General features: G+C 71.1%; 25 protein-coding genes. 13 read left to right on the plus strand and 12 right to left on the minus strand.

Annotated elements, in window-relative coordinates; genetic code table 11:
• Positions 1–687 precede the first annotated feature (687 nt).
• Positions 688–1,050, minus strand: a complete 363-nt coding sequence (locus AB0H52_RS16210; protein WP_151488956.1) for a hypothetical protein — start codon at positions 1,048–1,050, stop codon at positions 688–690.
• Between the two features lie 167 nt (positions 1,051–1,217).
• Here AB0H52_RS16210 and AB0H52_RS16215 point away from each other — a divergent pair, with 167 nt between their 5' ends.
• Both AB0H52_RS16215 and AB0H52_RS16220 read left to right on the plus strand, forming a co-directional pair.
• Entirely contained in the window at positions 1,218–1,961 is a 744-nt protein-coding gene (locus AB0H52_RS16215) for a neutral zinc metallopeptidase (protein WP_151488955.1), read from the plus strand.
• Positions 1,962–2,083: 122 nt separating this feature from the next.
• Positions 2,084–2,734, plus strand: a complete 651-nt coding sequence (locus tag AB0H52_RS16220) for an HAD family phosphatase (protein WP_151488972.1) — start codon at positions 2,084–2,086, stop codon at positions 2,732–2,734.
• Positions 2,735–2,784: 50 nt separating this feature from the next.
• Here AB0H52_RS16220 and AB0H52_RS16225 read toward each other — a convergent pair whose 3' ends face one another.
• The 4 genes from AB0H52_RS16225 to AB0H52_RS16240 all read right to left on the minus strand — a co-directional run bounded on the left by AB0H52_RS16225 (position 2,785) and on the right by AB0H52_RS16240 (position 8,249).
• Positions 2,785–5,340, minus strand: coding sequence for an FtsX-like permease family protein (locus tag AB0H52_RS16225; protein ID WP_357948200.1), 2,556 nt, complete (start codon positions 5,338–5,340; stop codon positions 2,785–2,787).
• Entirely contained in the window at positions 5,340–6,107 is a 768-nt protein-coding gene (locus tag AB0H52_RS16230; protein WP_151488953.1) for an ABC transporter ATP-binding protein, read from the minus strand. Before AB0H52_RS16230 ends, AB0H52_RS16225 begins: the two co-directional genes overlap by 1 nt.
• A 333-nt stretch (positions 6,108–6,440) precedes the next feature.
• Positions 6,441–7,127 carry a response regulator transcription factor gene (locus AB0H52_RS16235; RefSeq protein ID WP_278122719.1) on the minus strand — a complete coding sequence of 229 codons (687 nt, stop codon included), beginning with the start codon at positions 7,125–7,127 and terminating at the stop codon, positions 6,441–6,443.
• A gap of 207 nt (positions 7,128–7,334) precedes the next feature.
• Positions 7,335–8,249, minus strand: a complete 915-nt coding sequence (locus AB0H52_RS16240; RefSeq protein ID WP_151488951.1) for a PD-(D/E)XK nuclease family protein — start codon at positions 8,247–8,249, stop codon at positions 7,335–7,337.
• Positions 8,250–8,326: 77 nt separating this feature from the next.
• On the opposite strand from AB0H52_RS16240, the gene AB0H52_RS16245 reads away from it, so the two are divergent.
• The 4 genes from AB0H52_RS16245 to AB0H52_RS16260 are packed head-to-tail and all read left to right on the plus strand — an operon-like array spanning position 8,327 to position 11,188.
• Positions 8,327–9,481 (plus strand): M50 family metallopeptidase, encoded by a 1,155-nt coding sequence (locus tag AB0H52_RS16245; RefSeq protein WP_151488950.1) that lies wholly within the window; start codon positions 8,327–8,329, stop codon positions 9,479–9,481.
• A 44-nt stretch (positions 9,482–9,525) separates the two neighbouring features.
• The gene (locus AB0H52_RS16250) at positions 9,526–10,479 is read left to right on the plus strand and encodes a tRNA (adenine-N1)-methyltransferase (protein ID WP_278126925.1); all 954 of its coding nucleotides are present in this window, start codon (positions 9,526–9,528) and stop codon (positions 10,477–10,479) included.
• Positions 10,476–10,619 (plus strand): hypothetical protein, encoded by a 144-nt coding sequence (locus tag AB0H52_RS16255; protein WP_192580185.1) that lies wholly within the window; start codon positions 10,476–10,478, stop codon positions 10,617–10,619. The genes AB0H52_RS16250 and AB0H52_RS16255 overlap by 4 nt, the downstream gene beginning before the upstream one ends.
• The gene (locus AB0H52_RS16260) at positions 10,616–11,188 is read left to right on the plus strand and encodes a hypothetical protein (protein WP_357948206.1); all 573 of its coding nucleotides are present in this window, start codon (positions 10,616–10,618) and stop codon (positions 11,186–11,188) included. The genes AB0H52_RS16255 and AB0H52_RS16260 overlap by 4 nt, the downstream gene beginning before the upstream one ends.
• Before the next feature lie 51 nt (positions 11,189–11,239).
• Here AB0H52_RS16260 and AB0H52_RS16265 read toward each other — a convergent pair whose 3' ends face one another.
• Entirely contained in the window at positions 11,240–11,530 is a 291-nt protein-coding gene (locus AB0H52_RS16265; RefSeq protein ID WP_074309704.1) for a ferredoxin, read from the minus strand.
• 178 nt (positions 11,531–11,708) lie between these two features.
• On the opposite strand from AB0H52_RS16265, the gene arc reads away from it, so the two are divergent.
• The 7 genes from arc to prcA all read left to right on the plus strand — a co-directional run bounded on the left by arc (position 11,709) and on the right by prcA (position 19,939).
• Positions 11,709–13,493: a proteasome ATPase gene (gene arc / locus AB0H52_RS16270; RefSeq protein ID WP_151488948.1), complete on the plus strand. Its 1,785-nt coding sequence runs from the start codon at positions 11,709–11,711 to the stop codon at positions 13,491–13,493.
• 161 nt (positions 13,494–13,654) lie between these two features.
• The gene (locus AB0H52_RS16275) at positions 13,655–15,643 is read left to right on the plus strand and encodes a hypothetical protein (protein ID WP_357948209.1); all 1,989 of its coding nucleotides are present in this window, start codon (positions 13,655–13,657) and stop codon (positions 15,641–15,643) included.
• Between the two features lie 110 nt (positions 15,644–15,753).
• Positions 15,754–17,271 (plus strand): depupylase/deamidase Dop, encoded by a 1,518-nt coding sequence (dop, locus tag AB0H52_RS16280; RefSeq protein ID WP_151488946.1) that lies wholly within the window; start codon positions 15,754–15,756, stop codon positions 17,269–17,271.
• A gap of 104 nt (positions 17,272–17,375) precedes the next feature.
• A complete protein-coding gene (locus tag AB0H52_RS16285) occupies positions 17,376–17,591 on the plus strand; it encodes a ubiquitin-like protein Pup (RefSeq protein ID WP_151488945.1) in 216 nt (71 codons plus the stop codon).
• A gap of 20 nt (positions 17,592–17,611) precedes the next feature.
• Positions 17,612–18,298 carry an endonuclease VII domain-containing protein gene (locus AB0H52_RS16290; RefSeq protein ID WP_151488944.1) on the plus strand — a complete coding sequence of 229 codons (687 nt, stop codon included), beginning with the start codon at positions 17,612–17,614 and terminating at the stop codon, positions 18,296–18,298.
• Entirely contained in the window at positions 18,217–19,056 is an 840-nt protein-coding gene (gene prcB / locus AB0H52_RS16295; RefSeq protein WP_192580184.1) for a proteasome subunit beta, read from the plus strand. Before AB0H52_RS16290 ends, prcB begins: the two co-directional genes overlap by 82 nt.
• Before the next feature lie 61 nt (positions 19,057–19,117).
• The gene (gene prcA / locus AB0H52_RS16300; protein WP_151488942.1) at positions 19,118–19,939 is read left to right on the plus strand and encodes a proteasome subunit alpha; all 822 of its coding nucleotides are present in this window, start codon (positions 19,118–19,120) and stop codon (positions 19,937–19,939) included.
• Positions 19,940–20,009: 70 nt separating this feature from the next.
• Here the strand turns inward: prcA and AB0H52_RS16305 are convergent, their stop codons facing one another.
• The 6 genes from AB0H52_RS16305 to rfbB are packed head-to-tail and all read right to left on the minus strand — an operon-like array spanning position 20,010 to position 25,289.
• Entirely contained in the window at positions 20,010–21,038 is a 1,029-nt protein-coding gene (locus tag AB0H52_RS16305; RefSeq protein ID WP_357948215.1) for a glycosyltransferase family 2 protein, read from the minus strand.
• Positions 21,035–22,345, minus strand: coding sequence for a polysaccharide biosynthesis protein (locus AB0H52_RS16310; RefSeq protein WP_357948218.1), 1,311 nt, complete (start codon positions 22,343–22,345; stop codon positions 21,035–21,037). The genes AB0H52_RS16305 and AB0H52_RS16310 overlap by 4 nt, the downstream gene beginning before the upstream one ends.
• Positions 22,342–23,043: a glycosyltransferase family 2 protein gene (locus AB0H52_RS16315; RefSeq protein WP_151488940.1), complete on the minus strand. Its 702-nt coding sequence runs from the start codon at positions 23,041–23,043 to the stop codon at positions 22,342–22,344. The genes AB0H52_RS16310 and AB0H52_RS16315 overlap by 4 nt, the downstream gene beginning before the upstream one ends.
• Positions 23,036–23,407 (minus strand): DUF2304 domain-containing protein, encoded by a 372-nt coding sequence (locus AB0H52_RS16320; protein WP_139584287.1) that lies wholly within the window; start codon positions 23,405–23,407, stop codon positions 23,036–23,038. Before AB0H52_RS16320 ends, AB0H52_RS16315 begins: the two co-directional genes overlap by 8 nt.
• Positions 23,404–24,291, minus strand: a complete 888-nt coding sequence (rfbD, locus tag AB0H52_RS16325) for a dTDP-4-dehydrorhamnose reductase (RefSeq protein WP_357948221.1) — start codon at positions 24,289–24,291, stop codon at positions 23,404–23,406. The genes AB0H52_RS16320 and rfbD overlap by 4 nt, the downstream gene beginning before the upstream one ends.
• Entirely contained in the window at positions 24,288–25,289 is a 1,002-nt protein-coding gene (rfbB, locus tag AB0H52_RS16330) for a dTDP-glucose 4,6-dehydratase (RefSeq protein WP_151488938.1), read from the minus strand. The genes rfbD and rfbB overlap by 4 nt, the downstream gene beginning before the upstream one ends.
• Positions 25,290–25,329 lie beyond the last annotated feature (40 nt).

Below are 25,329 nucleotides of genomic sequence, written 5' to 3' on the forward strand. Positions count from 1 at the left end.
CGCCTTCTGGCTTCCGCCCCGCCGCCTCACGTACCCAGTCACATCATCGAAGCAACCGTGCGGGAAGCGCCACCGCTCAACTCGGAACAGATCGACCGTCTCCGCCCGGTCCTTCAGCGTTGGAGGGATTCGACGTAGCGCCGCATCATGGCCGTGTGCTCGTCGAGAGCGCGGGCCAAATTGAAGTTGGGCGTGTGGCTGTCGCTCAGCGCGTTCGTCAGACTGGCCATCGTCCTGTCGACGCCGCTCGCAGAGGTGACCGCCGCGTGGTGACGGAGTTCCTAGTACATAGCGAGCACAGCATGCACAGTGGCTGCTGCGGGGTTGAGTTCCGAACCGCCGGGGTGTTCCTCCTCGTAGTGATCCAGGATCGCTTTCGCTCGACTCGCGGCAAGCTCACCACGTGTCCGATGGCTCGGCTAGCCGGCCGGTCGGAAGCCCGCCCCGACAGCACGTCGTAGTCCTGCTGCGACCCGTAGAGCAGAATCATGTACTTCACGATGGTTCCTCCTGTCCCTGGTGCCGGCTGGCACCGTCCACCAGAAACGTCGAACCCGCCCCCCCGTCCCCGGACACCCTCACCCAGCAACCTCGGTGATCAAGAAGTTCGCGTCACGACACGCCGGTCGGGCTGACGCCAACCTCGTGATCACCCAGGCGGAGGGAGCCGGAGCCCCGCGGGTGGGGTTACTGGCCGTAGGAACGGCGCAGCCGGTGGTTGATCAGGTAGTTGAGGCGGTGTCGCAGGTAGCCGAGGGTGCTCTCGCTCGGCAGGTCGCCGTCGGTGGTGAGCGTCCAGCGGAGCGCGCAGTCCCCGCCGGGTGGCCCGGACGTCAGGTCGAAGCGGATGCGGTCCAGCGGCCGGTGCGGCCACAGCGATGACCACACCAGCAGCACCGGCGCGTAGCCCGCCACCACCCGGGGCGGCACCTCGTCGTCGCGCAACTCCAGCCACGGCCTGCTGCCAGCCTCGTACGGATCGCGCAGCGAACGCCACACGATGGGCGCCGGCGCCGGCTGACGCCGCAGACGGCTGCCCAACTCGTGCATCGCGACCCTCCTCGGCGGACGGCCACACCCCGCCCCAGGCCATTGTGGCGGCCCGGCCCCGGCCAGGTGAACCGTCCGGCCGCACCCCGCGTGAATCCGGTGACGGGCGTGGCGGTCGTATCGTCGGGGTACTGCGCACCGTGAGTACCGATGTCTGGGGAGGCACAGTGGGGGCACGGTCAGGACACGACGCCCGAGGTCCGCTGGCGGGCCTGCTGATCGCCGCGCTGGTGTCGGTCGCCTGCGCCGGTGGCGGCCTGGCCGACCCCGAGGGCGACCGCCCAGGGGCGAACCCGCCCGCCGCCTCAGCGGAGCCGAGCACCACCCGGGCCGACAGCACCACCAGCGTCGCCGAGTTCGAGCAGGACGTCGCCGACGCGCAGGCGGTCGCCGAACGGTACTGGGCCGCCCAGTTCAAGGAATCCGGGCAGCGCTTCGAGCCCATCCGGCGGATCACCCCGTACCAGCGGGCCGGGGAGGTGTCCTGCGGCGGGCAGCCGCTGCCCCGCAACAACGCCGTCTACTGCTCCAAGGGCGACTTCATCGCGTACGACGTCGCCTGGTCGGTGGGCGCGTTCCGGCAGGTCGGCGACGCGTTCGTGTTCTACCTGCTCGGCCACGAGTACGCCCACGGCATCCAGGTGCGCCTCGGCATCAACTACAGCTTCACCATCCAGCAGGAACTGCAGGCCGACTGCATGGCCGGGGCGTACCTCGGCGACTCGGTGCGCTCCGGCGTGCTGACCCTGGCCGAGGGCGACCTGGACGAGTTCCGGGAGGGGGTGGCGGCGGTCGGCGACGACCCGGACCAGCCGTGGTTCGCCGAAGGCGCGCACGGCACCGCCGAGCAGCGCACCGACTCGTTCTTCCGCGGCTACGAGCGTTCGCTGGGGGCGTGCGACCTGGGCTGAGCGGGGTTGCCCGGATCACCCTGGCGCCGGTTGCCGCCACCGGTGGCGGGCGGTGCTGGCAGGATCGCCGATGTCGGCCCGTGACCCTGGAGGATCCGCTGAACAGCCACCACCCCGCCGCCGTGCTCTTCGACATGGACGGCACGCTGGTCGACAGCGAGAAGCTGTGGGACGTCGCGTTGCAGGAACTCGCGAAGGAGTACGGCGGGGAGCTCTCCGCCGACGCCCGCCAGTCGATCATCGGTACCGCCATGGCCGAGTCGATGCGCATCCTGCACGACGACCTGGGGCAACCCGAACGGGATCCGGACATCAGCGCCGCGTGGATCAACGCACGGATCCTGGAGTTGTTCCGCACCGGCCTGCGCTGGCGTCCCGGCGCGTTCGCCCTGCTGCGCGCGGTCCGCGCGGCGGAGATCCCCACCGCCCTGGTGACCTCCAGCCCTCGGGCGCTGGTCGAGATCGCCCTGGACACCCTGGGCCGGGACAACTTCGACACGGTGGTCGCCGGTGACGAGGTGATCGCGGCCAAACCACACCCCGAGCCGTACCTGACCGCGGCGCGGCTGCTCGGCGTGCCGATCGAGCGGTGCGTGGCGATCGAGGACTCGCCGACCGGGGTGGCCAGCGCGCTCGCCTCCGGCGCGGCGGTGCTGGCCGTACCGGCGGAGGTGGCGTTGCCGGACATCGCCGGCGTACACCAGGTGGAGAGCCTCACCGGCGTGGACCTGGAGTTGCTCGCGGCCCTGCTGGCCGACCGGGCCGCGGCCTAGCGGCAGGAAGGGGGCCCCGCGGATCGCGGGGCCCCCTTCCTGCCGGGCACTCAGTCGTGGGCGATGGCGCCCAGGACGTTGATCCGGGCGGCCCGCACGGCCGGGAGCACCGCGGCCACCACACCGATGACGGCGGCGAGACCGAGGAACACACCCATCTGCCCCCACGGCAGGATCAGATCGGTGATGCCCTCGTCCTTGAGCGCCTCGACCACCGCGGCGCCGAGTCCGGTGCCGACCGCCACGCCGAGCAGCGCGCCGAACACCGAGATCACCACCGCCTCCACGGTGATCATGCCCATCGTCTGACCACGGCGCAGGCCGATCGCCCGCAGCAGACCCAACTCGCGGGTCCGCTCCAGCACCGACAGCGCGAGGGTGTTGATGATGCCGAGCACGGCGATCACGATGGCCAACGCCAACAGGATCTGGATCATCGTGAGCAGCCCGTCGAGCTGACTGGTCTGCTGCTTGATGAACGCGTCCCGGTCGGCCACCGACACCTCGGGGCTGTCCGCGAGCAGCGTCTCCACCTGCGGCTGCACGTCGGCCACCCGGGCGCCGGGGGCCAGCTGGATGAAGGCCTGGATGGGCTGCGGGATGGCGAAGTCCTTCGCCGCCGTCGCCGGCAGCGTCACCGGGTTCGTCAACTGCGTCGACTCGTAGATGCCGCTGACCGTGTACGTGCGCGCCTCACCCCGGGTCAGCTGCACGTTCACCGTCGAGCCCACCGACCAGCCCCGCGACGTGGCCGTGTCCGAACTGGCCAGCATCTGGGTCGGCCCGAGCCGGTCGATGTCACCGGCGGTGGCCTTCGCGCCGAAGATCTGCCGCAGGGACGCGATGTCGCTGCTCGCCGTGACCCAGGTGCTCTCGCCGTCGATCCTCGCCATGTCGCCGTACTCGCCGTCGACCAGCTGCACACCGGGCAGGGCCTTGGTCCGGTCCAGTACGCCCGGGTCGAAGCTCGGCGGACGCGGACCGCCCTGCTGCCCGGAGATCACCAGCTCGGCCTTGATGGTGTCCTGGGCGAGCGCGCTGAGGCTGCCCTTGGCCGAGTCGAGGATCACCGTGACGCCGGTGACCAGCGCGATGCCGACCATCAGCGCCGCCGCGGTGATCGCCGTACGGCGCGGGTTGCGCCCGGAGTTGAGCCGGCCCAACTTGCCCGGCACCGACCAGGAGAAGATCGCGCCGAGCAGACTCACCACCGGCCGGCTGATCAGCGGGGTCAGCAGCGCCACGCCGATGAACGCGAACAGCACCCCACCCAGGATGGTCGCCAGGGTCTGCCCGCCCGCGTTGCCGCTGAGACCCAGGAAGAGCAGCACCGCGCCGATGCCGGTGACCAGCGACCCGGCCACCGTGACCTTGGTCAACGGCCGGTCCGGGGTGGCCACGTCCTGCATCGCTGCGATCGGCGGGATCCGCGACGCCCGCAGCGCCGGCAGCAACGCCGCCACCACCGTGATCACCAGACCGACGGCGAACGAGCCGATCACCGCCGCCGCCGGCACACCGATCCCGGCGAGGGTGAGCCCACCGGCCAGCTTGCCGAACAGGAACGCCAGCAGCGCGCCCACACCGATGCCGGCGGCCAGGCCGAGCACCGACGCGATCAACCCGACCGCGATGGCCTCCAGCACCACCGAGCCGATGATCTGCCGACCGCTGGCGCCGATGGCACGCATCAACGCCAACTCCCGGGTGCGCTGCGCCACGATGATGGAGAAGGTGTTGAGGATCAGGAAGGTGCCGACCAGCAGCGCCACCGCGGCGAAGCCGAGCAGGATCTTGTTGAAGAACGACAGACCCTCCTTCAGGCTGGCCGAGGCGTCCGCGGCCACCTGTTCGCCGGTCTTCACCTCGAAGTCGGCACCCAGGGTGCGGGCCACGTCGTCGCGCAGCGCCTCGTCCGACACGCCGTCCGCGGCGCGCACCGTGACGCTGCTGAACGTGTCCGGCTCGCCCAGCATCAGCCGCTGCGCCACCGGCGTGGTGAAGAAGACCTCGTTGACCCCGCCGATCGAGTCCCGGTCACCGCTGTAACCGGCGACGCCGACCAGGGTGAACTCGCGCTTCTTCGACTCGAACGCGGTCAGCACGCCGACCTTCTGGCCAACCTGCACCTTCGCCGTGGTGGCCAACGCCCGGTTGATGACGATCTCGTCCTCGGCCTGCGGAGCGCGTCCCTCCCGCAGTTGCAGCAGGTCGCTCTCGCCGGTCCAGTTCTCACCCAACTGGGGCGGACCGAACGAGGTCACCACCTTGCCGTTGCTGCCGATCACCCGGGCACCGTCGGCGTTGACGATGCCCGTCGCCGAGGCGACCCCCGGCACCTGCGTGACCCGGTCCACCACGGCGGCCGGCAGCGGGGAGGCGGTCTGCTCGCCCTCCAACTCGCTGATCTCGACCTTCGGCTTCGCCGCGACGTTCACGTCGATCTCGGAGAAGCCGTCGGCGAAGACCGAGTCGAAGGAGCGGCCCAGCGTGTCGGTGAGCACGAAGGCACCCGACACGAACATGACCCCGAGCACCACCGCCAACCCGGACAGGATCAGCCGGACCTTGCGGGCCAGCAAACTCTTCAGTGTCGCCCGGAACATCAGTTGCCCACCTCGGCCGGAGTGTCCAGCTTCTTCATGGTGTCCAGCACCGTGTCGGCCGTCGGCTCGATCAGCTCCGACACGATCTGCCCGTCGGCGAGGAAGACCACCCGGTCGGCGTACGCGGCGGCCGTCGGGTCGTGGGTGACCATGACGATGGTCTGGCCGTGCTCGCGTACCGAGTTGCGCAGGAAACCCAGCACCTCCGCGCCGGAACGCGAGTCCAGGTTGCCGGTCGGCTCGTCGGCGAAGATCACCTCGGGGCGGGAGACCAGCGCCCGCGCGCACGCCACCCGCTGCTGCTGCCCGCCGGAGAGCTGTGCCGGCCGGTGGTCCAACCGGTCCCGCAGACCCACCGTGTCGATCACCGTGTCGTACCAGGCCGGGTCCGGCTTGCGCCCGGCGATCGACAACGGCAGCAGGATGTTCTCCTTCGCGGTGAGCGTGGGCAGCAGGTTGAACTGCTGGAAGATGAACCCGACCTTGTCGCGGCGCAACTTCGTCAACCCGCCGTCGCCCAGCCCGGTGACCGTCGTCTCACCGATCGACACCGTCCCCCGGGTCACCGAGTCCAGGCCGGCCAGGCAGTGCATCAGCGTCGACTTGCCGGAACCCGACGGGCCCATGATCGCGGTGAAGCGGCCACGTTCGAACTCGGCGCTGACCCCCCGCAGCGCGATGACCTGAGCCTCGCCGCTGCCGTACACCTTCCACACGTCGTTCGCCCGGGCCGCGGCCTGCGCCTGCTGGCCTACCGTCGCGGTCACGTCATCTACCTCTTCCGTCTGTCCGAAAATGCACGCCGCCCCCGATGGTCCGGCGCGACTGTTCAATCATCGGTGCCGCACACGCCCGTCCCGTCCGCCCCTGGGGGGACTCGGCGCGGATTTCCCGCTGCGGGTGCACCCCCATGCCGGATCAGGGTTGCCCCTGACCCGATGGTCGGTCGAGCGTGTTTCGCGAGCCTGCCCCCTCACGTCACAGGAGGGTCAACCCCGCCAGACCGTCTCCGGTCACGGTAGGTGACGGCGGCAACGGCGGCCGTCACCCCACGGAGGGATCTTCGGGTACGCCGGGTGAGGTATTCCGGCCCGGCGCGGCTACGCCCGCGGGCGGACCAGCCCCGACTCGTACGCCAGCACCACCGCCTGCACCCGGTCCCGCAGCCGCAGCTTGGTCAACAGGTGCCCGACGTGGGTCTTGATGGTGGTCTCGCTGACCGACAGCACCGCGGCGATCTCGGCGTTGGACAACCCGCGCGCCATCTGCACCAGCACCTCGCGTTCCCGGTCGGTGAGCGCGTCGAGGGCCGCCGACGGTGTCCGCGCCGGATCGGGCAGCAGCTCGGCGAAACGGTCCAGCAGCCGCCGCAGGATCCGCGGTGTCACCACCGCGTCCCCACCGGCGACCGTCCGGATCGCCGCGATCAACTCCTCGGCCGGCACGTCCTTGGCCAGGAACCCGCTGGCACCGGCCCGCAACGCGCCCACCACGTACTCGTCCAGGTCGAACGTGGTCAGCACCAGCACCCGCACCGGCAGCCGGGCGTCGACGATCGCCCGGGTCGCGGCCACCCCGTCCATCCGCGGCATCCGGATGTCCATCAGCACGACGTCGGGCAGCAGCCGACGGGCCAGCTCCACCGCCTCCACGCCGTCGCCGGCCTCGGCCACCACGTCCAGGTCGCCCTCGGTGCCGAGCACCATCCGGAAGCCGGTCCGCAGCAGCGGTTGGTCGTCGGCGAGCAGGATCCGCACCGGCCGCGCCGAGGCCACCCGATCGGTCATCTCGTCTCCCGTCCCGCTCACGCCGTGCCGCCGCACCGGTCATCCTCCCGTACGCGGGCCGGTGCGTCGTGGACCGCGGTAGAGACGGACCCGGCGCCCTGTCCCGATCGGCGTGGCACCGATCCGGTCGGGTCCGGTCGCGAGGCCGGCTCCGGTGGGCGCCGGACGCCACCCGGTCGACGGCGCGCGGACCCGGCTACCGGTGGGTCACTCGTCGGTGCCGGGCGTCACCGGAGCGGACCGGGCGTCGCGCAGCGGGTCGGCGCCCGCCGCCGCGACCGGGAACGGTGGCGGAGTGCCGCCGAAGCTCGGGCACAGCGCCTGGTGGCTGCACCAGTCGCAGAGCCGGCTGGGCCGGGGCCGGAAGTCCTGCCGGGCGGTGGCCTGCTCGATCGCCCGCCACAACGCCACGACCGTGCGCTCGAAGCGCACCAACTCGTCGGCGTCCGGCGTGTAGTCCAACACCTCGGCGTCGCGCAGGTAGAGCAGCCGCAGCACCCGGGGCACCACGCCGCGGGTGCGCCACAGCACCAGCGCGTAGAACTTCAACTGGAACAATGCCCGCGCCTCGAACGCCTCCCGCGGAGCGCCACCGGTCTTGTAGTCGACCACCCGCAACGCGCCGTCCGGGGCCACGTCGAGCCGGTCGAGGTAACCGCGGATCAGCAGTTCCTCGTCGACCACCGCGGAGATCAGACTCTCCCGTTCGGCCGGCTCCAGCCGGGTCGGATCCTCCACCGCGAAGTAACCCTCCAGCAGCCCCGCCGCCGAGCGCAGGAACTCCACCGGCCCGGCCGGCTCCGACCCGTCGAACAGCTCGGCCAGGTCGGGCTGTTCGGTGACCAGCCGGTCCCACTGGGGGGCCACCAGGTCGCCGGCCGCCGCCGGCGTACGCCCGACGGCCGGCAGGTCGAACAGGCGCTCCAACACCGCGTGCACCAACGTGCCCCGGGCCTGCTCGACGGTGGTGCGCTCGGGCAGCCGGTCGATGCTGCGGAACCGGTAGAGCAGGGGGCAGGTCTTGAAATCGGCCGCCCGCGACGGGGACAGCGACGCCCGCACCGTCGGCGGGACCTGCGCCGGTAGGGGGGACTGGGTGGTGGTGACCGGTTCCGCCGTCATGTCGGCAAAGGTTAGGGCACCGGTGTGACACCCACCGCCACCCGCCCCGGGCGGCACCGGTCCGTAGCATCGTTGCGATGGAGCAGACATCCCGCCCGTCGCGCCGGCCCGACCGGCGTCCCGGCCTGAGCGTGGGACGCGTGTTCGGTGTGCCGCTGCACCTCAACGGCTCGATGGTCCTGCTCGCGGTGCTCGTCGCCGTGCTGTACGCCGAATTCGCCCGCCGCCAGCTGGACCTGCCACAGCTCGCCGGCTACCTGATCGGTTTCGGGTTCGTGGTGTCGCTGCTCGGCTCGGTGCTGCTGCACGAGCTGGGCCACGCGCTCACCGCCCGGCACTACGGCATCGGTGTGCGCGGCATCACCCTGGAACTGCTCGGCGGCTACACCGAGATGGACCGCGACGCCCCGTCACCCCGCGTCGACCTGCTGGTGTCGCTGGCCGGCCCGGCGGTCTCCGCGGTGCTCGGCGTCCTCGCCGTCGCCGCCACCGTCGCGCTGCCCGAACGGACCGTCGCCCACCAGCTCGCCCTGCAGCTCGCCGTGAGCAACGTCATCGTCGCGGTGTTCAACAGCCTGCCCGGGCTGCCGCTCGACGGCGGACGGGCACTGCGCGCCCTGGTCTGGGGGCTGACCCGCGACCGGCACCGTGGCACCGAAGTCGCCGGCTGGGCGGGACGGGCGGTCGCCGTCGGCACCGCCGCCGTGGTTCTGCTGCTCACCCTCGCCGACTACCTCGCGCCGTTGGCGCTGCCCCTGATGCTGCTGGTCGCCTTCACCCTGTGGCGCGGCGCCGGGCAGGCCATCCGCGCCGCCCGGGTCAGCCGACGGTTCCCGCTGATCGACCTGTCCCGGCTGGCCCGACCGGTCTGGCCGGTGCCCACCGGCACGCCGCTGGCCGAGGCGCAACGCCGCCGCGCCGAGGCGGGACAGCCCGGCGCCGCGCTGCTGGTCACCGACTCCACCGGCCGGCCGGTCGCGCTGGTCGACCCGGCCGCCGCCGAGGCGGTGCCCGCCGAGCGACGCCCCTGGCTGGCGGTCGACGCCGTCGCCCGGTCGCTGGGCGCGCTGCCCACCCTCGCGGCCGGGCTCGACGGGGAGCGGGTGATGGATGCCGTACAGACCCACCCGGGCGCGCAGTACGTGGTGACGTCAGGCGAAGATGTCGTCGGCATTCTGCACATCGGGGACCTGGCACAGCTCCTCGAACCCAACCGGAAGATGACATCGTGACCGCAACGTCCTCCACCGTCCCGGCCGACGCCGCCACCCCGGCGCTGACACCCGTGCACCGTGGGCCCTTCCGGCCCGGCGACCGGGTGCAGCTGACCGACCCGAAGGGGCGGATGCACACCGTGACGCTGGAGCCCGGCAAGGAGTTCCACACCCACCGGGGCATCCTGGCGCACGACACGCTGATCGGGCTGCCCGACGGCAGCGTGGTGACCACCGCCGGCGGCGGCACGGCGTTCCTGGCGCTGCGGCCGCTGCTGTCGGACTACGTGCTCTCCATGCCGCGTGGCGCGCAGGTGATCTACCCGAAGGACTCGGCGCAGATCGTCGCCATGGGCGACATCTTTCCCGGCGCGAAGGTTCTCGAAGCCGGTGCCGGCTCCGGCGCGCTGAGCTGTTCACTGCTGCGGGCCGTCGGCACCGAGGGTGAGCTGCACTCGTTCGAGGTGCGCGACGACTTCGCGCAGATCGCCAAGCGCAACGTGGAGGCGTTCTTCAACGGCCCGCACCCGTCCTGGAACCTGCATGTCGGCGACGTGGCACAGTGCCAGGAGACCGGTTTCGACCGGATCATCCTGGACATGCTGACCCCGTGGGAGACCCTCGACATGGTCGAGCGGGCGCTGGTGCCCGGCGGTGTGTTCATCGGTTACGTGGCCACCACACCGCAGCTCTCCGAGCTGGTCGAGGCGCTGCGCGAGCGCGGTGGCTGGACCGAGCCGCGCGCCTGGGAGTCGCTGGTGCGCGACTGGCACGCCGAGGGCCTCGCCGTCCGCCCGGACCACCGGATGATCGCGCACACCGCGTTCCTGGTCTCCGCGCGCAAGCTCGCCCCCGGCGTCACCGCCCCGCCCCGGCGGCGCAAGCCCAGCAAGGGCACCGAGGCGTACGCGCAGCGCCGGCAGGACCTGCGCGCGGCGGAGGCGGCCCGGCAGGCGGCCGCCTCGCAGGCGGCCGGCGCGCAGCCCGACGCGACGGGGGAGATGGACAGGCCGTGACGATGGAGCTGGGCGCCGGCGTGACCCGGCGGATCGAGCTGGGCGCCGGCGTGACCCGGCGGATCGAGCTGGGCGCCGGCGTGACCCGGCGGATCGAGCTGGGCGCCGGCCCCGCCGGGCGGGGGGAGGCGGCGGCATGAGCCGACCGGGCTACGGCGGCGGCGACCTACCCGCGGTGTTTCCGGACTGGTCGCCCTACCAGGACCTGGAATCGGCGGCGCGGGCCTACCTGCGCGACCCGGACGTGGCCCTGGAGGCGCTCGGCGGGGTGCTGCGGGGCGCGTCGGTGCTCGGCTTCACTCTGGAGCGTTTCGTCAACGAGGTCAACGGCGTGTGGCAGGAGGTCGTGGTCTGCGACGGCAGCCGGCTGATCCTCTGGCACGGCGAGGACGTGCCGCCGGGGGAGGGGCCGCCGGGGTCGATGACCTCGTCGCTACGGGTGGTGCCGGCGTCCACCGTCACCGAGGTCGGCTGCCGGCGTCGGCTCAACCGCCTGGAGAACGGGGAGATCCGGGTCGACAGCATCGACGTCTACCTGCTGCTCACCTCGCTGGACGAGGCGCCGCCGAGCGAGGAGATGGCCGGCACGCCGCGGCATGACGCGCTGCGCTTCGGCAAGACCCTCGACGACGGTGGCGCCGGGCAGATCGCCCGCCTGGAGGAGTTCGCCCGGCTCGTCGCCTCGGTGGTCGGCCGCCCGATGCTCTGAGGCGTACCCCTCACCACCGGCCGGGCCGCGCGGCCCGGCCGGTGGTGGGCTTCAGTCCTCGGCGTCCGGGCCGGCGACCTCGACGCCGTCGCCGCGCACCACGTGGATGCAGTCGCCCGGGCACTCCTTCGCGGAGTCGATCACTTCGAGTCGCAGGTGTTCGGGCACGTCGACGCGACTGCCCGGCGCCATCCGCAGCTCACCGTCGGCGCCCTTGACGTACGCCAGGCCGTCGATGTCGAACTCGAAAACCTCCGGCGCGTACTGCACGCAGAGCCCATCGCCCGTGCAGAGATCCTGGTCCACCCAGACCTGCAACTGGTCGGTCGCGACCTCGGCCACCGGTGCACCCCCCATGTTCTCCCGTACCAGCCTCCGACGGTACCCGAACGCCAGTACCGGCCCGCCGGGCCACCCTTGGCGATCAAGGTTCGGTGACGAGGGTGTTGCATGGGACCGAATCGGCCTCATAGCGGCTAGTGTTAGGGCAGAACGTTCAAGCCCCCCGGGGAGGTGGGACGTGGCAGCACGCAGCGACGACGCGGACTCGCGCGCCGCACGGTGGGAGAAGGAAGCCCACGATCTCTCCACGCAGGTCGCGTTTCTTCAAGAGGAACTCGCCCTGGTGCGGCGTAAGTTGACCGAGAGCCCCCGACACGTCCGGCAGCTCGAAGAGCGGCTGGCGGCCACCCAGGCACAGTTGGCGCGGCTGACCGAAAACAACGACCGGCTGGTGAGCACCCTCAAAGAGGCTCGCACGCAGATCGTGACGCTCAAGGAGGAGATCGACCGCCTCGCGCAACCGCCGAGTGGCTACGGCGTCTTCCTGGCCAAGCACGACGACGGCACCGTGGACGTCTTCACCGGCGGCCGCAAGCTACGCGTCGCCGTCTCGCCCTCGCTGGACGTGGCCGAGCTGCGCCGCGGGCAGGAGGTTCTGCTCAACGACGCGCTCAACATCGTCGACGCGTTCGGCTACGAGCGGGTCGGCGAGGTGGTGATGCTCAAGGAGATCCTGGAGGGTCCGGGCGGCGGGCCGGGTGACCGGGCGCTGGTGGTCTCCCACTCCGACGAGGAGCGGATCGTGCACCTCGCCGAGACGCTCATCGGCTCGACGATCCGGGCCGGCGACTCGCTCATGATCGAGCCCCGCTCGGCGTACGCGTACGAGCGGATCCCGAAGAGCGAGGTCGAGGAGCTGGTCCTGGAGGAGGTGCCCGACGTCGACTACTCCGACATCGGTGGCCTCCAGTCACAGATCGAGCAGATCCGCGACGCGGTGGAGCTGCCCTTCCTGCACGCGGAACTGTTCCGTGAGCACCAACTCCGCCCGCCCAAGGGCATCCTGCTCTACGGCCCGCCCGGCTGCGGCAAGACGCTGATCGCCAAGGCGGTGGCCAACTCGCTGGCCAAGAAGATCGCCGAACGGCAGGGCAAGGAAAAGCACACCAGCTTCTTCCTCAACATCAAGGGCCCCGAGCTGCTCAACAAGTACGTCGGCGAGACCGAGCGGCACATCCGGTTGATCTTCCAGCGTGCTCGGGAGAAGGCCGGCGAGGGCACCCCGGTGATCGTGTTCTTCGACGAGATGGACTCGATCTTCCGCACCCGTGGCTCCGGTGTCTCCTCCGACGTGGAGAACACCATCGTTCCGCAGCTGCTCAGCGAGATCGACGGCGTGGAGGGGCTGGAGAACGTCATCGTCATCGGCGCCTCCAACCGGGAAGACATGATCGACCCGGCGATCCTGCGCCCCGGACGACTCGACGTGAAGATCAAGATCGAGCGACCGGACGCCGAGGCGGCCAAGGACATCTTCTCCAAGTACATCCTCTCCGGGCTGCCCCTGCACCCGGACGACCTGGCCGAACACGGAGCCGACCCGCAGGCCACCGTCGCCGCCATGATCGACGCCGTGGTGCTGCGGATGTACTCGGAAACCGAGGAGAACCGCTTCCTCGAGGTCACCTACGCCAACGGTGACAAGGAAGTCCTCTACTTCAAGGACTTCAACTCCGGCGCGATGATCCAGAACATCGTCGACCGGGCCAAGAAGATGGCCATCAAGGAGTTCCTCACCTCCGGCCGTAAGGGGCTACGCCTGCAGCACCTGCTCGACTCCTGCGTCGACGAGTTCCGCGAGAACGAGGACCTGCCCAACACCACCAACCCCGACGACTGGGCCCGGATCTCCGGCAAGAAGGGCGAGCGGATCGTCTACATCCGCACGCTCGTCTCCGGCGGCAAGGGCACCGAGGCCGGCCGGTCCATCGAGACCGCCAACAACACCGGCCAGTACCTCTGAACCGCCCAGCGGCGGCACCGGACACGTCCGGTGCCGCCGCTGCACGTGTGCGACACCCACCCCACCGGCGGGCCAACGGCCGCGCCCGTTCCCGCTAGACTGCGGCGACTCCGCCGACCAACCGAACGAGGACTCCCGTGCGTGCCGACGCCACCATGGAAATGCCAGCAGTGCCAGGTGGCACCGACAACCGGAGGCCGGCCGAACAGCCGCCCGCGCCACCAGCCGCCCGACGCCTCGGAATCGGCCCGCTGCTCGCCATCCTGCTCGCCTGCTGGCTCGTCCCGTTCGCCGCGAACGCCGTACACGCCGCGTGGCTGCTGCCCCCGGTGATCCTGCTCGGCACGGCCAGCCTGGTGCGCTCCGGCCGCACCCTGCTCGACCGGATGATGCTCGCCCTCGCCCTGCTCGCCGGCCTCACCTGCGCCACCGGGCTGCTCTTCACCGTGTGGCCCTGGGGCCTGCACCCGGTCCCCGTCACCGGCCTGGCGCTGACCGTCCTGACCCTGGCCGCCGTGCTGTCCCAGCGCGCACCCCGGCTGCCCCGCCCCAGCTGGTCCGACCTCGCCACGCTCGCCGCGGCGGCCCTCGCCGCCGGCTACCTCGCCACCCCCTACCTGCGGGCCGACACCTTCGGTCAGCGACTCAACCTCGCCATGGTCGGCGAGGACAACGGACGCCACCCCGCCCTCTTCGACGTGATCGGCCGCCTCGGCGGCTACCTCTTCCTCGACGCCGACACCGCCCGCGAGAACATCTTCTCCGGCCTCGTGCACTACCCGCAGGGCTGGCACTTCACCACCGCCCTGCTCGACGGCTTCCTGCGCAGCGCTGGCGACCCACCCACCGGCGCGCGACTCATGGACCACTACGTGCTCTGGTGCCTCCTCACCTTCGCCGGGCTGCTGCTCGCGCTCAGCTGGGCCGCCCAGCACGTCGCCGGCCCCCTGCACCCGCTGCGCCGCCTGGTCCTCATCGTCGCCGTCACCGCCCTGGCCCTCGGCACCGAACTGCCCCGCCTGCTCGTCGCCGGCTACCCCAGCGAGACCTTCGGGCTCAGCCTGTCCGCGATCCTCGTCGCCCTCGTCGTCCGCCCCCTCAACCGGCTGCGCGAACAACTCCTGCTCGTCGGGGCGCTGCTCATCGGCATCGGCTTCAGCTACTACCTCTTCCTCTTCCCGACCGGCGCCATGGTTCTCTGCTGGCTCATCGCCGACCGGCGCCGACTTCGCGCCCGCCCCGGCACCGTCGCCGCCATCGCCGTGCCCACCGCGGCGCTGGCCCCGCTGATCCCCCTGCTCGGCCTGCTCGTCGCCGGCCAGAGCGAGGCCCTTGCCGCCCCCGGCGGCACACCTCCGGTCGAGACCTACAACACCATGCTCGGCCTCGGCGCGGTCGTCGCCGCCATCCTCGTCCGCACCAACCTCGCCGAGTCCACCTGGCGGCGCTACCTCGTCACCCTCGGCGTCGGCCTGCTCTTCTCCGCCAGCATGGCCGCCGTGAACCTGGCCAACGGCACCCAACCGGCCTACTACTTCGGCAAGACCGCCCACCTGGTCATCGCCGTCCTCATCATCGGCGCCGCCGCACCCGCCCGACTGCTGCCCGTGCCCGCTCAGAGCACCGACTCCGAGCCACGGCGACGCCCCATCACCGGCACCCTCCCCGCCGTCGCCACCGCCGCCCTCGTGACGCTCGCGGTGCTCGCCGGCACCGGCGTGCTCGGCTGGACCGGCGGCTACTTCCACCGCACCGGCAGCAACGGCACGTGGGCGAAGGACTGGGCCAGCCGGGACGTCCGGAACATCACCCGCTCCGCGTCGGTCACCTCCATCGCCTACCGCAACTACCCGGCGATCCCCGGCACCGTCACCCTCGTCGTGGACAAGCAGGGCCTCCAGGGCTACCGGGAGTCGATCTTCCTCTCCGCCATGCAGGGCACCAGCGGCCAGACCGAACCCGGCATCTACTTCCGGATCTACGACGAACCCGCCCGGACCGCGGAGATCCTGCGCCGCGTTCCCCGCCCGCTGCGCCTCATCGTCGCCGACCCGGCTGCCCAGCGGGCCATCGACGGCGCGCTCACGGCAGACCCGACCCTGCGCGACGGCCTGACCCTGGTGCCACTCAAGCCCGCCACGGCGCGGTAACGCGCCGCGCCGACCGGCGGGGCCGCGCGGTCGGCCACCACGCAGACTAGTCTCGATGGTGTGAGCGGCGGGCACGCCGGCTCCGTGGGGCGAGCGAAGCGAGTGGTCGCATGACGGTACGTCGGATCATGGGCACCGAGGTCGAGTACGGCATCTCCGTTCCCGGCCAGGCCGGAGCCAACCCGATGGTCACCTCATCGCAGGTGGTCAACGCCTACGGGGCCCGCCCCGAACTCAACCGAGGCGGGCGGGCCCGCTGGGACTACGAGGAAGAGTCGCCGCTGCGCGACGCCCGCGGCTTCACCTACTCCGGCGCGCTCTACGACCCGGCCGAGGCCCTCGCGGACGAGGACCTCGGCCTGGCCAACGTGATCCTCACCAACGGCGCACGCCTCTACGTCGACCACGCCCACCCCGAATACTCCACCCCCGAGGTCACCACCCCTCGCGACATCGTGCGCTGGGACAAGGCCGGGGAGCGGGTGATGGCCGAGGCGTCCCGCCGTGCCGCCACCATCCCCGGCAGCCACCCGATCCGTCTGTACAAGAACAACACCGACAACAAGGGCGCCAGCTACGGCGCCCACGAGAACTACCTGATGCGCCGGCAGACGCCGTTCGCCGACATCGTGGCGTACCTGACGCCGTTCTTCGTCACCCGGCAGATCGTCTGCGGCGCCGGCCGCGTCGGCATCGGCCAGGACGGCGGGCAGAGCGGCTTCCAGATCTCCCAACGCGCCGACTTCTTCGAAGTCGAGGTGGGCCTGGAAACCACCCTCAAGCGGCCGATCATCAACACCCGCGACGAGCCGCACGCCGACGCCGACAAGTACCGCCGACTGCACGTCATCATCGGCGACGCCAACCTCTCCGAGATCTCCACCTACCTCAAGGTCGGCACCACCGCGTTGATCCTCACCATGATCGAGGAGAAGGCGCTCGGCGCCGACCTGGGCATCGCCGACCCGGTCAGCGAGCTGCGCGCGGTCAGCCACGACCCCGCCCTGTCGCACCTGATGCGGCTGCGCGACGGCCGCCGGCTCACCGCCCTCGACCTGCAGTGGGCGTACCTGGAGCGGGCCCGGTCCTTTGTCGACGACCGGTACGGCACCGACGCCGACGAGCAGACCGTGGACGTGCTCGACCGCTGGGAGAGCGTCCTCGACCGGCTCGGCCGCGACCCGATGCTCTGCGCCGACGAACTAGACTGGGTGGCCAAGCTGCGGCTGCTGGAGGGCTACCGGGAACGCGAGAAGCTCGGCTGGGGCTCGCACAAGCTCCAGCTGGTCGACCTGCAGTATTCCGACGTCCGGCCGGAGAAGGGCCTCTACAATCGGCTGGTCACCCGGGGGGCGATGAAGACGCTGCTCACCGACGACGAGACGCGCTCGGCGATGACCGAGCCCCCGGAGGACACCCGGGCCTACTTCCGGGGCCGCTGTCTGGCCCAGTACGCCTCCGAGGTGGTCGCCGCCAGCTGGGATTCGGTGATCTTCGACGTGGGTCGGGAGTCGCTCGTCCGGGTGCCGATGATGGAGCCGGAGCGGGGCACCCGCGCGCACGTCGGGGCGCTGTTCGACCGCTGCGCCAGCGCCAAGGACCTCCTGGAGACGCTGACCGGCGGCTGAGCACGGGCCCGAAAGCCCGTCATGTGCCGCGAGCCGGCGCGTGGCGGGCTTTTCGTCGTCCGTGCGAGGTAAGTTCATCGCAGACGATCGTGGAGGAGACAGCTATGGCCACTCATGACAGCGGCGGTCAGTCGCAGTCCGGCAAGTCCCGCCAGGGCGAGGAGATCGAGGACGTCGTCACCGAGGCCAACCCCGAGGTGGCCGAGCGGCACTCCAAGACCACCGAAAGCACCAAGGACCTCCTCGACGTGATCGACGAGATCCTCGAAGAAAACGCAGAAGAGTTTGTGAGGGGCTACGTTCAAAAAGGAGGTCAGTGAACATATAGGGTAATTCGGACATGGCTAAAGCGAGCGATGATCGTGACGGGCTCCGTCGCTGCCGAGATTGCGGCGAATGGAAGGCGTTCGATCAGTTCTGTGTGAGCTCCAAGAGGCCGGGCGGGCGGGGTAGCTACTGCAAGCTCTGCTTCAACGAGCGATCCAAGGCGAGCTACGCGCGGCGGGTGAGAGCCGAGTTTGGCCGCGAGGTGCGCGGAGGTCGCGTCGTGCCGGAGGGGCACAAGCACTGTCCGGCCTGCGACGCGGTCGAGCCGTTCGATGCCTTCCCCCGCAACCGGGCGGACACGTCCGGCTGCGCCACCTACTGCAAGCCCTGCCACAACACCAAGACCAAAGAGACGAAAGAGCGCCTGTACGGGGGTAACCGCGAGTATCACCTGCGGCGGCGGTACGGCGTCGGGGAGAAGGAGTTTCAGGAGCTCCTGGCCGAGCAGGGCGGGGTCTGCGCGATCTGCGGCGGCGCGGACCCGCAACATCTGGACCACGATCATCGCACCGGATGGGTGCGCGGGATACTCTGCTTCAACTGCAACGGTGGTCTTGGCCAGTTCCGTGACAGTCCCACGAGGCTGGCCAGGGCGATCACGTACCTGAGAGGAACCACGTGGCAGCGGGCTTTGATCCATCCGGGCGTCTACCAGATGTGTTCACCAACGCGGGGACGTCCTCCTTCACGACGTTTCTGAGCCGGGTGGCACCCGAGATGCTGCCCGGTCGGCGACCGCTGCCGCCGGGCATGGCCGCCGACCTGGCGCCGCACGCGACCACCATCGTGGCCATCGCGGCCGTCGACGGTGTGGTGATGGCGGGCGACCGGCGGGCCACCATGGGCAACCTGATCGCCCAGCGTGACATCGAGAAGGTGCACCCGGCCGACGCGTACTCGCTGGTCGGTATCGCGGGCACCGCGGGCATCGGTATCGAGCTGATGCGACTGTTCCAGGTGGAGCTGGAGCACTACGAGAAGATCGAGGGCGCGATGCTCTCGCTGGACGGCAAGGCCAACCGGTTGGCCTCGATGATCCGGGGCAATCTGGGCGCGGCCATGCAGGGGCTGGCCGTGGTGCCGCTCTTCGCCGGCTTTGACCTGGCCGCCGCCGATCCGGCGAAGGCCGGTCGGATCTTCAGCTTCGACGTGACGGGTGGCCCGTACGAGGAGACCGGTTACGACGCGATCGGTTCCGGGTCGCTGTTCGCCAAGTCCGCGCTGAAGAAGCGGTTCCGGGCCGGGTTGTCCGTCGCGGACGCGACCCGGCTCGCGGTCGAGGCGCTCTACGACGCGGCCGACGACGACACCGCGACCGGTGGCCCGGACCTGACCCGGCGGATCTACCCGGTGGTGATGACCGCGACCGCCGAGGGCACCCACCGGCTCATCGACGCCGAGACGGCGACGATCGCCGAGGGCGTGGTCGCCGGTCGGATGGAGAATCCGGGCGGTTGAGCCGCGCCCACCCCCACCAGCCAGCAGTCGTCAGCACAGCGCCGTTAGGAGAACCGCCGCCGTGGCCATGCAGTTCTACGCCTCGCCCGAACAGATCATGCGCGACCGTTCCGAGCTGGCCCGTAAGGGCATCGCCCGGGGCCGCAGCGCGGTGGTCCTGAGCTACGCCGGCGGGGTGCTCTTCGTCGCGGAGAACCTCTCCAGTGCCCTGCACAAGGTCAGTGAGATCTACGACCGGATCGGGTTCGCCGCGGTGGGCCGGTACAACGAGTTCGAGAATCTGCGTCGCGCCGGTGTGCGGATGGCGGATCTGAACGGGCTCAGTTACGACCGTCGGGACGTGACCGGCCGGGCCCTGGCCAACGCGTTCGCGCAGACCCTGGGTGCGATCTTCACGGAGCAGTCGAAGCCGTTCGAGGTGGAGATCTGCGTGGCGGAGGTCGGGCCGACACCCGCCGACGACGAGTTGTACCGGCTCACCTACGACGGTTCGGTCAACGACGAGCCGGGGCGGATGGCGATGGGTGGGCAGGCCGAGGCGATCACCGGCGTGTTGAAGTCCAACCACCGGCCGGACATGTCGCTCGCCGAGGCGGCGAAGGTGGCGGTGCAGGCGTTGAGCACCGTCGGTGGGGAGGGCGGTGCCGCCCGGACGATCGCCGCGAACCAGCTTGAGGTGGCGGTGCTGGACCGTCAGCGGGTCGGTCGGACGTTCCGGCGGATCACCGGGGCCGCGCTGACCGCCCTGTTGGACGGGGAGTCGACGCCGCCGACCAGCGACCGACCGGACACGCCGAGCGTGCCGACCGGGGAGGCCGGTAAGCCGACCAGTTCGGCGGGTTCCGCGGATCTGGAGGACCGGCCGGGTCAGCCCGACAACTGACGGTGTGACGACGAAGCGCCGGTGCCCACGTGAGGTGGGCGCCGGCGCTTCGGTCTGTCTGTCGGGTGGGTCAGCGGCGTTGCAGCAGCGGTCGGGCGAGGGCCCAGTAGCCGGCGGCGACGGCGTTGAACACGCCCATGCCGGGCGGCGAGTCGACGTTCGACGGGGCGACGCGGGCGGTCATCAGGTCGGCGATGACCCCGTCGGGCACGGTGCGTTCGCGTTGGAGTTGACGGCGGCGGGAACCCACCCAGGCGCGGTTGCTCCACAGCCAGCCCCAGCCGCGGGTCTTCTGCCTGGTCCAACCGCCAGCGAGCGCGGCGGCGAGCATGGCTGCCTCGGTGAGCAGCAGCATCGGGGCGAGCACCACCAGCGTCCGGGTCTGGTAGGCGGTCAGCAGGGTGACCAGTCGGTTGCGTTCCACCAGGTAGAGCTTGAGGTCGTTGCGGGAGAACTCGTAGTGGTGGCGGACAACGGCGTCGGGGACGTACTCCAGGCGCAGGCCGCGTTGCCACAGCCGCAGGCTGAGTTCGGTGTCCTCGTGGTAGGCGAAGTATTCGGCGGCGAAGCCGTCGAGGTCCTGCCAGCGTTCGCGGCTGATCACGAAGCAGCAGCCGCTGAGGGAGGGCACGGTGGTGCGTACGGCGTGTGCGGTGGCGGGTTCGCCGTTGCCGCCGGCCCAGGACAGCCCGGTGAAGTGCAGCGGGTTGCCGGACGTGTTGATCAGCTCGGGGTTGTCGGCGAGCCGGATGGAGGCCATGGCCGCGCCGACGCCCGGTTCGGCGGCCACCGCGACGGTCTTGGCGAGGGCGTCGGGGGCGACGATGGCGTCGGAGTTGACGAAGGCCAGCCAGTCTCCGGTGGCTTCGGCGGCGCCGACGCGGCAGCCGCCGGAGTAGCCCGTGTTCTGTTCGGGTCGGACGACCCGGACCTGGGGGAAGCCCTTGACGATGTCGATGCCGTCGCCGGTGCAGCCGTTGTCGACGACCACCAGGTCGATGTCGACGTCGGTGCTGGCCAGCACGGCACGGGCGGCGTCGACCAGGTACGGCTCGGTGCCGTAGGCGAGCATCACCGCGGTCACCTGTGGGCGGGTCATCGGATGCCTCCGGTTACGGCAGGGGCGACGGCGTCGTCGAGGGGCCGGGTGGGGGTGGTGGGTCGGCGGAAGCCGCCGCGCAGCAGGACGGCCATGGTGGCGGCGACGACGACGGAGCCGACGGTGTAGGCCAGTTCGACGCGCAGGGTGACCGGGGCCGGGATCAGTGTCACGGCGACCAGGGCGGCGACGCCGACGGTCCAGGCGAGGGCCTGTGCGCGGTGCCGGTCGAGGGCGAGCAGGGCCTGGCCGAGCACCATGGCCCAGAGGTAGGCGAGGGTGGCGACGGCCAGCCACGCGAAGTCGCCGTGGCCGAGCACGTCGGGGGCGTCGAAGAGGGTGCGGACCAGCCATGGGCCGATCAGTACGGCGCCGAGCGCCCCGGTGAGGCCGAGTGCGGTGACGATGCCGAGTGCGCGGCGCAGCAGGCTGTGGAAGCCGGCCTGGTCGCCGGTGGTGGCGGTGGTGGCGAGGCCGGGCAGGAGGGACGCCTGGAGTGAGCCGAAGACGAACAGGGGGATGCGGACCAGCACGAGGGCGGAGAGCAGGGCGCCGGCGGCGGCCGTCTCGGTGGGGGCGAGCAACTGCACGTTGATCACGCCGATGTTGACCACGACCTGGGAGAGCAGGCTGGACGCGGTGAGCAGGCCGAGGCCGCGCAGCAGGGTGGCCCAGGCCACGGGTGCGCCGCCGCCGATGGCGCGCAGTACCGGGGGCAGGGTGAGCAGGACGCTGACCAGTGGGGCGGCGACCAGGACGAGGCCGTACCAGACGGGGGAGGTCACTCCGGCGAGCCCGAGCAGGGCGACCAGGATGATCCGCAGGCCGCCGTCGGCGCCGAGCTGGGTGCCGTACCAGGGGAAGAGTTGCAGGCCGGAGAGGACGCCGCGGGTGGCGTAGGCGACGGCCATCGCGGCGAGCGCGCCGACCAGCACGGTGACCATGGTGCCGTCGCCGTGGAAGAGCTTGTCGGCGAGCAGCTGGCGGCCGGCGGTGACGGCCAGCACCAGCACGGCGAGCATCACGGCGGCCACGGTGACGCCGCGGGCCAGCACGGGCCCCGGGGGGAGCCCCTGGCTGTGCCGGGCGGCGACGACCCGGGCGACCTCCTGCTCGACGGGCATGAACACGCCGATGCCGAGGGTGAACACGATCGACCAGAGCACCGAGAGCGATGAGTAGTCGACTTCGGTGAGGTTGTGGCCGGCGACCGCGAGGTGGACGTATGAGGCGAGGCCGAGAAGACCCAGCCCGGCACCAACAGCGATGGTGCCGGGCGGGATCAGGCTCAGCAGGCGACGGATCACCGGCGGATGAGCGCCAGCGTGAGTACCGCGAACGCGCGACCGAGGTAGATCATCGCCTTGGCGGGGGAGTGGCTGGGCGTGCCGGCCATCCGCTTGCGCATGGCGACCGGCACCTGCCGGATGCGGAAGCCGCGGCGGGCGGTGTGCACCAGGGTCTCCACCGTGTCGCCGAGGTACTCGGCCGGGTACCACCCGGCGAACATCTCGATGACCCGCCGGTTGGCGGCCCGGAAGCCGGAGGTGGTGTCGGTGAGCTTGGTGCGGGCGACCCGGGACAGCACGGCGGAGAGCATGACCATGGCCCAGCGGCGGGGGCCGCGGACGTTGTAGTCGCCCTCGCCGGCGAAGCGGGCGCCGATGACCAGGTCGTTGTCGTCGAGCAGGTCGACGAGCTTTGGCACGTACCGGGGGTCGTGCTGGCCGTCGGCGTCGATCTGGATGGCGACGTCGTAGTTGTTGTCGCGGGCGTAGCGGTAGCCGAGGCGCATGGCCCCGCCGACACCGAGGTTGTACGGCAGCTTCGCGACCCGGGCGCCGGCGGCGGCGGCGACGTCGGCGGTGCGGTCGGTGGAGCCGTCGTCGACGACGAGCACGTCGACGCCGGGCAGCTCGCCGCGGACCTCCCCGACGACGTCGGCGATGGAGCCCGACTCGTTGAGGGCCGGGATGATGATCAAGGTGCGCTTGCCGTTAACCATCGGTGGACACCAGTTCGTCTCGGGCCGCCCGGTCCGCGTCGATCTGCGCGCGGAGCAGGGCGAAGTCTTCGGCCAGGGTGCGGGTCTCTTCTTCCAGGGCGCTGACCTCCCAGCTGAGGTGTACGCACACCAGCAGCAGGAAGACGATGCCCAGGAAGAGCACCAGGCTGACACCGGAGGCGACGCCGAGGAGTTCGGCGACGTTGTCGAGCAGCCGGGGGAACAGGGACAACGGGATCACGATGATCAGTACGGCGAGCCAGAGCATGCCGTACTTCTCGCGCAGCTGACGACGGCGCAGCAGCTCGACGATGGTGCCGAGCAGCAGCAGGCCGGTCAGGCCGGTGACGAGGGTGAGCTTCATGCGACCTTCCACGGGGCGGGTGGAGCGGGGGAGTGGAACGCGTCAACCAGGGTGGAGTGCCAGTCCTGAAGTGGCGGCAGACCCGCGGCCGCCCAGCGGTTGTGCCCTAGCACACTGTACGCCGGACGGGGGGCGGGACGAGGATACCGGTCGCTGGTGGTGGGTCGGATCCGGTCCGGGTCCAGTCCGGCGAGCGTGAACGCGGCGCGGGCGAGCCCGTACCAGGTGGTCTGGCCGGCGCAGGTGCCGTGGTACACGCCGGGCGCCGCCCGACCGGCCAGGGCGGCGTCGGCGAGCGCGACCAGCCGCTCGGCGAGCCGGTAGGACCAGGTGGGTTGCCCGTGCTGGTCGTCGACCACGTCGAGGTGCTCGTGCTGCCCGGCGAGCCGCAGCATGGTGGCCACGAAGTTCGGCCCGTGCGCCCCGTACAGCCAGGCGGTCCGGACCACGTACCCGGTGTCCGGGAGCAGTCGGGCGACGGCCTGCTCGCCGACCAGCTTGCCCCGGCCGTACGCGTTGACGGGCGCGGTGGGCGCGTCCTCCGGGTAGGGGGTGTCGGCGTCGCCGGAGAGGACGTAGTCGGTGGAGACCTGGATCAACCGGGTGTCGCCGGTGGCGCACGCCGCCGCGAGGTTCGCGACGCCGTGGCCGTTGACGGCGGTGGCCGCGGCCTCCTCGGCCTCGGCGCCGTCGACGTTGGTCCACGCCGCCGCGTTGATCACGACGTCGTGTCCGGCGACCGCGGCGCGCACGGCGGCGGGGTCGGTGACGTCCAGGTCGGCGCGGGCGGCGGTGGTGACCTTCAGGTCGGGCCGGGCCCCCAGCACGGTGACCAGGTCCCGACCGAGCATCCCGCCGGCGCCGGTGACGAGTAGTCGGGTCATGCGGTGGGCGCCGACTTCAGCGGCTCCCACCAGGCCCGGTTCTCCTGGTACCAGCGCACGGTGTCGGCGAGGCCCTCGTCGAGGGTGATGCTGGGCTGGTAGCCCAGCTCCGCGCTGATCTTGCTGATGTCGAGGGAGTAGCGGCGGTCGTGGCCCTTGCGGTCGGTGACGGGCACGACGCGGTCCCAGCCGGCGCCGCAGGCGTCGAGGAGCCGGCCGGTGAGCTCCTTGTTGGTCAGCTCGGTGCCGCCGCCGATGTTGTAGACCTCGCCGGCGCGGCCCTTCTGCTGGACCAGGGCGATGCCGCGGCAGTGGTCGTGCACGTGCAGCCAGTCGCGGATGTTGCCGCCGTCGCCGTAGAGCGGAACGGTCCCGCCGTCGACCAGGTTGGTCACGAACAGCGGGATGACCTTCTCGGGGAACTGGTACGGGCCGTAGTTGTTGGAGCAGCGGGTGACGACCACGTCCATGCCGTGGGTGCGGTGGTAGGCCAGGGCGAGCAGGTCGGAGCCGGCCTTGGACGCCGAGTACGGCGAGTTGGGGGCCAGCGGCCAGGTCTCGGTCCAGGAGCCCTCGTCGATGGAGCCGTACACCTCGTCGGTGGAGACGTGCACGAACCGGCCGGTGCGGTGGCGCAGCGCGGCGTCGAGCAGGGTCTGGGTGCCCAGCACGTTGGTGGTGACGAACGGCGCGGCGCCCTCGATCGACCGGTCGACGTGCGACTCGGCGGCGAAGTGCACGATCACGTCGTGGTCGGCGACGACCTGGTCGACGACGACCGGGTCGCAGATGTCGCCCTGCACGAACCGTAGTCGCGGGTCGTCGCGTACGGGGTCGAGGTTGGCCAGGTTGCCCGAGTAGGTCAGCTTGTCGAGCACGGTCACGACCGCCGGCTCGAGCGGCGGCACGCCCTCGGCGCTGCCCAGGGGCTTGCCCAAGAGCAGACGAACGTACTCCGACCCGATGAATCCGGCTCCGCCGGTGACGAGGATCCTCACGGGTCCGGAAGTGTACGCGAAGTTGCGCCCGGGGCGTGGG

It is taken from the genome of Micromonospora sp. NPDC050695, from assembly GCF_040654415.1.
Classification (GTDB): domain Bacteria; phylum Actinomycetota; class Actinomycetes; order Mycobacteriales; family Micromonosporaceae; genus Micromonospora.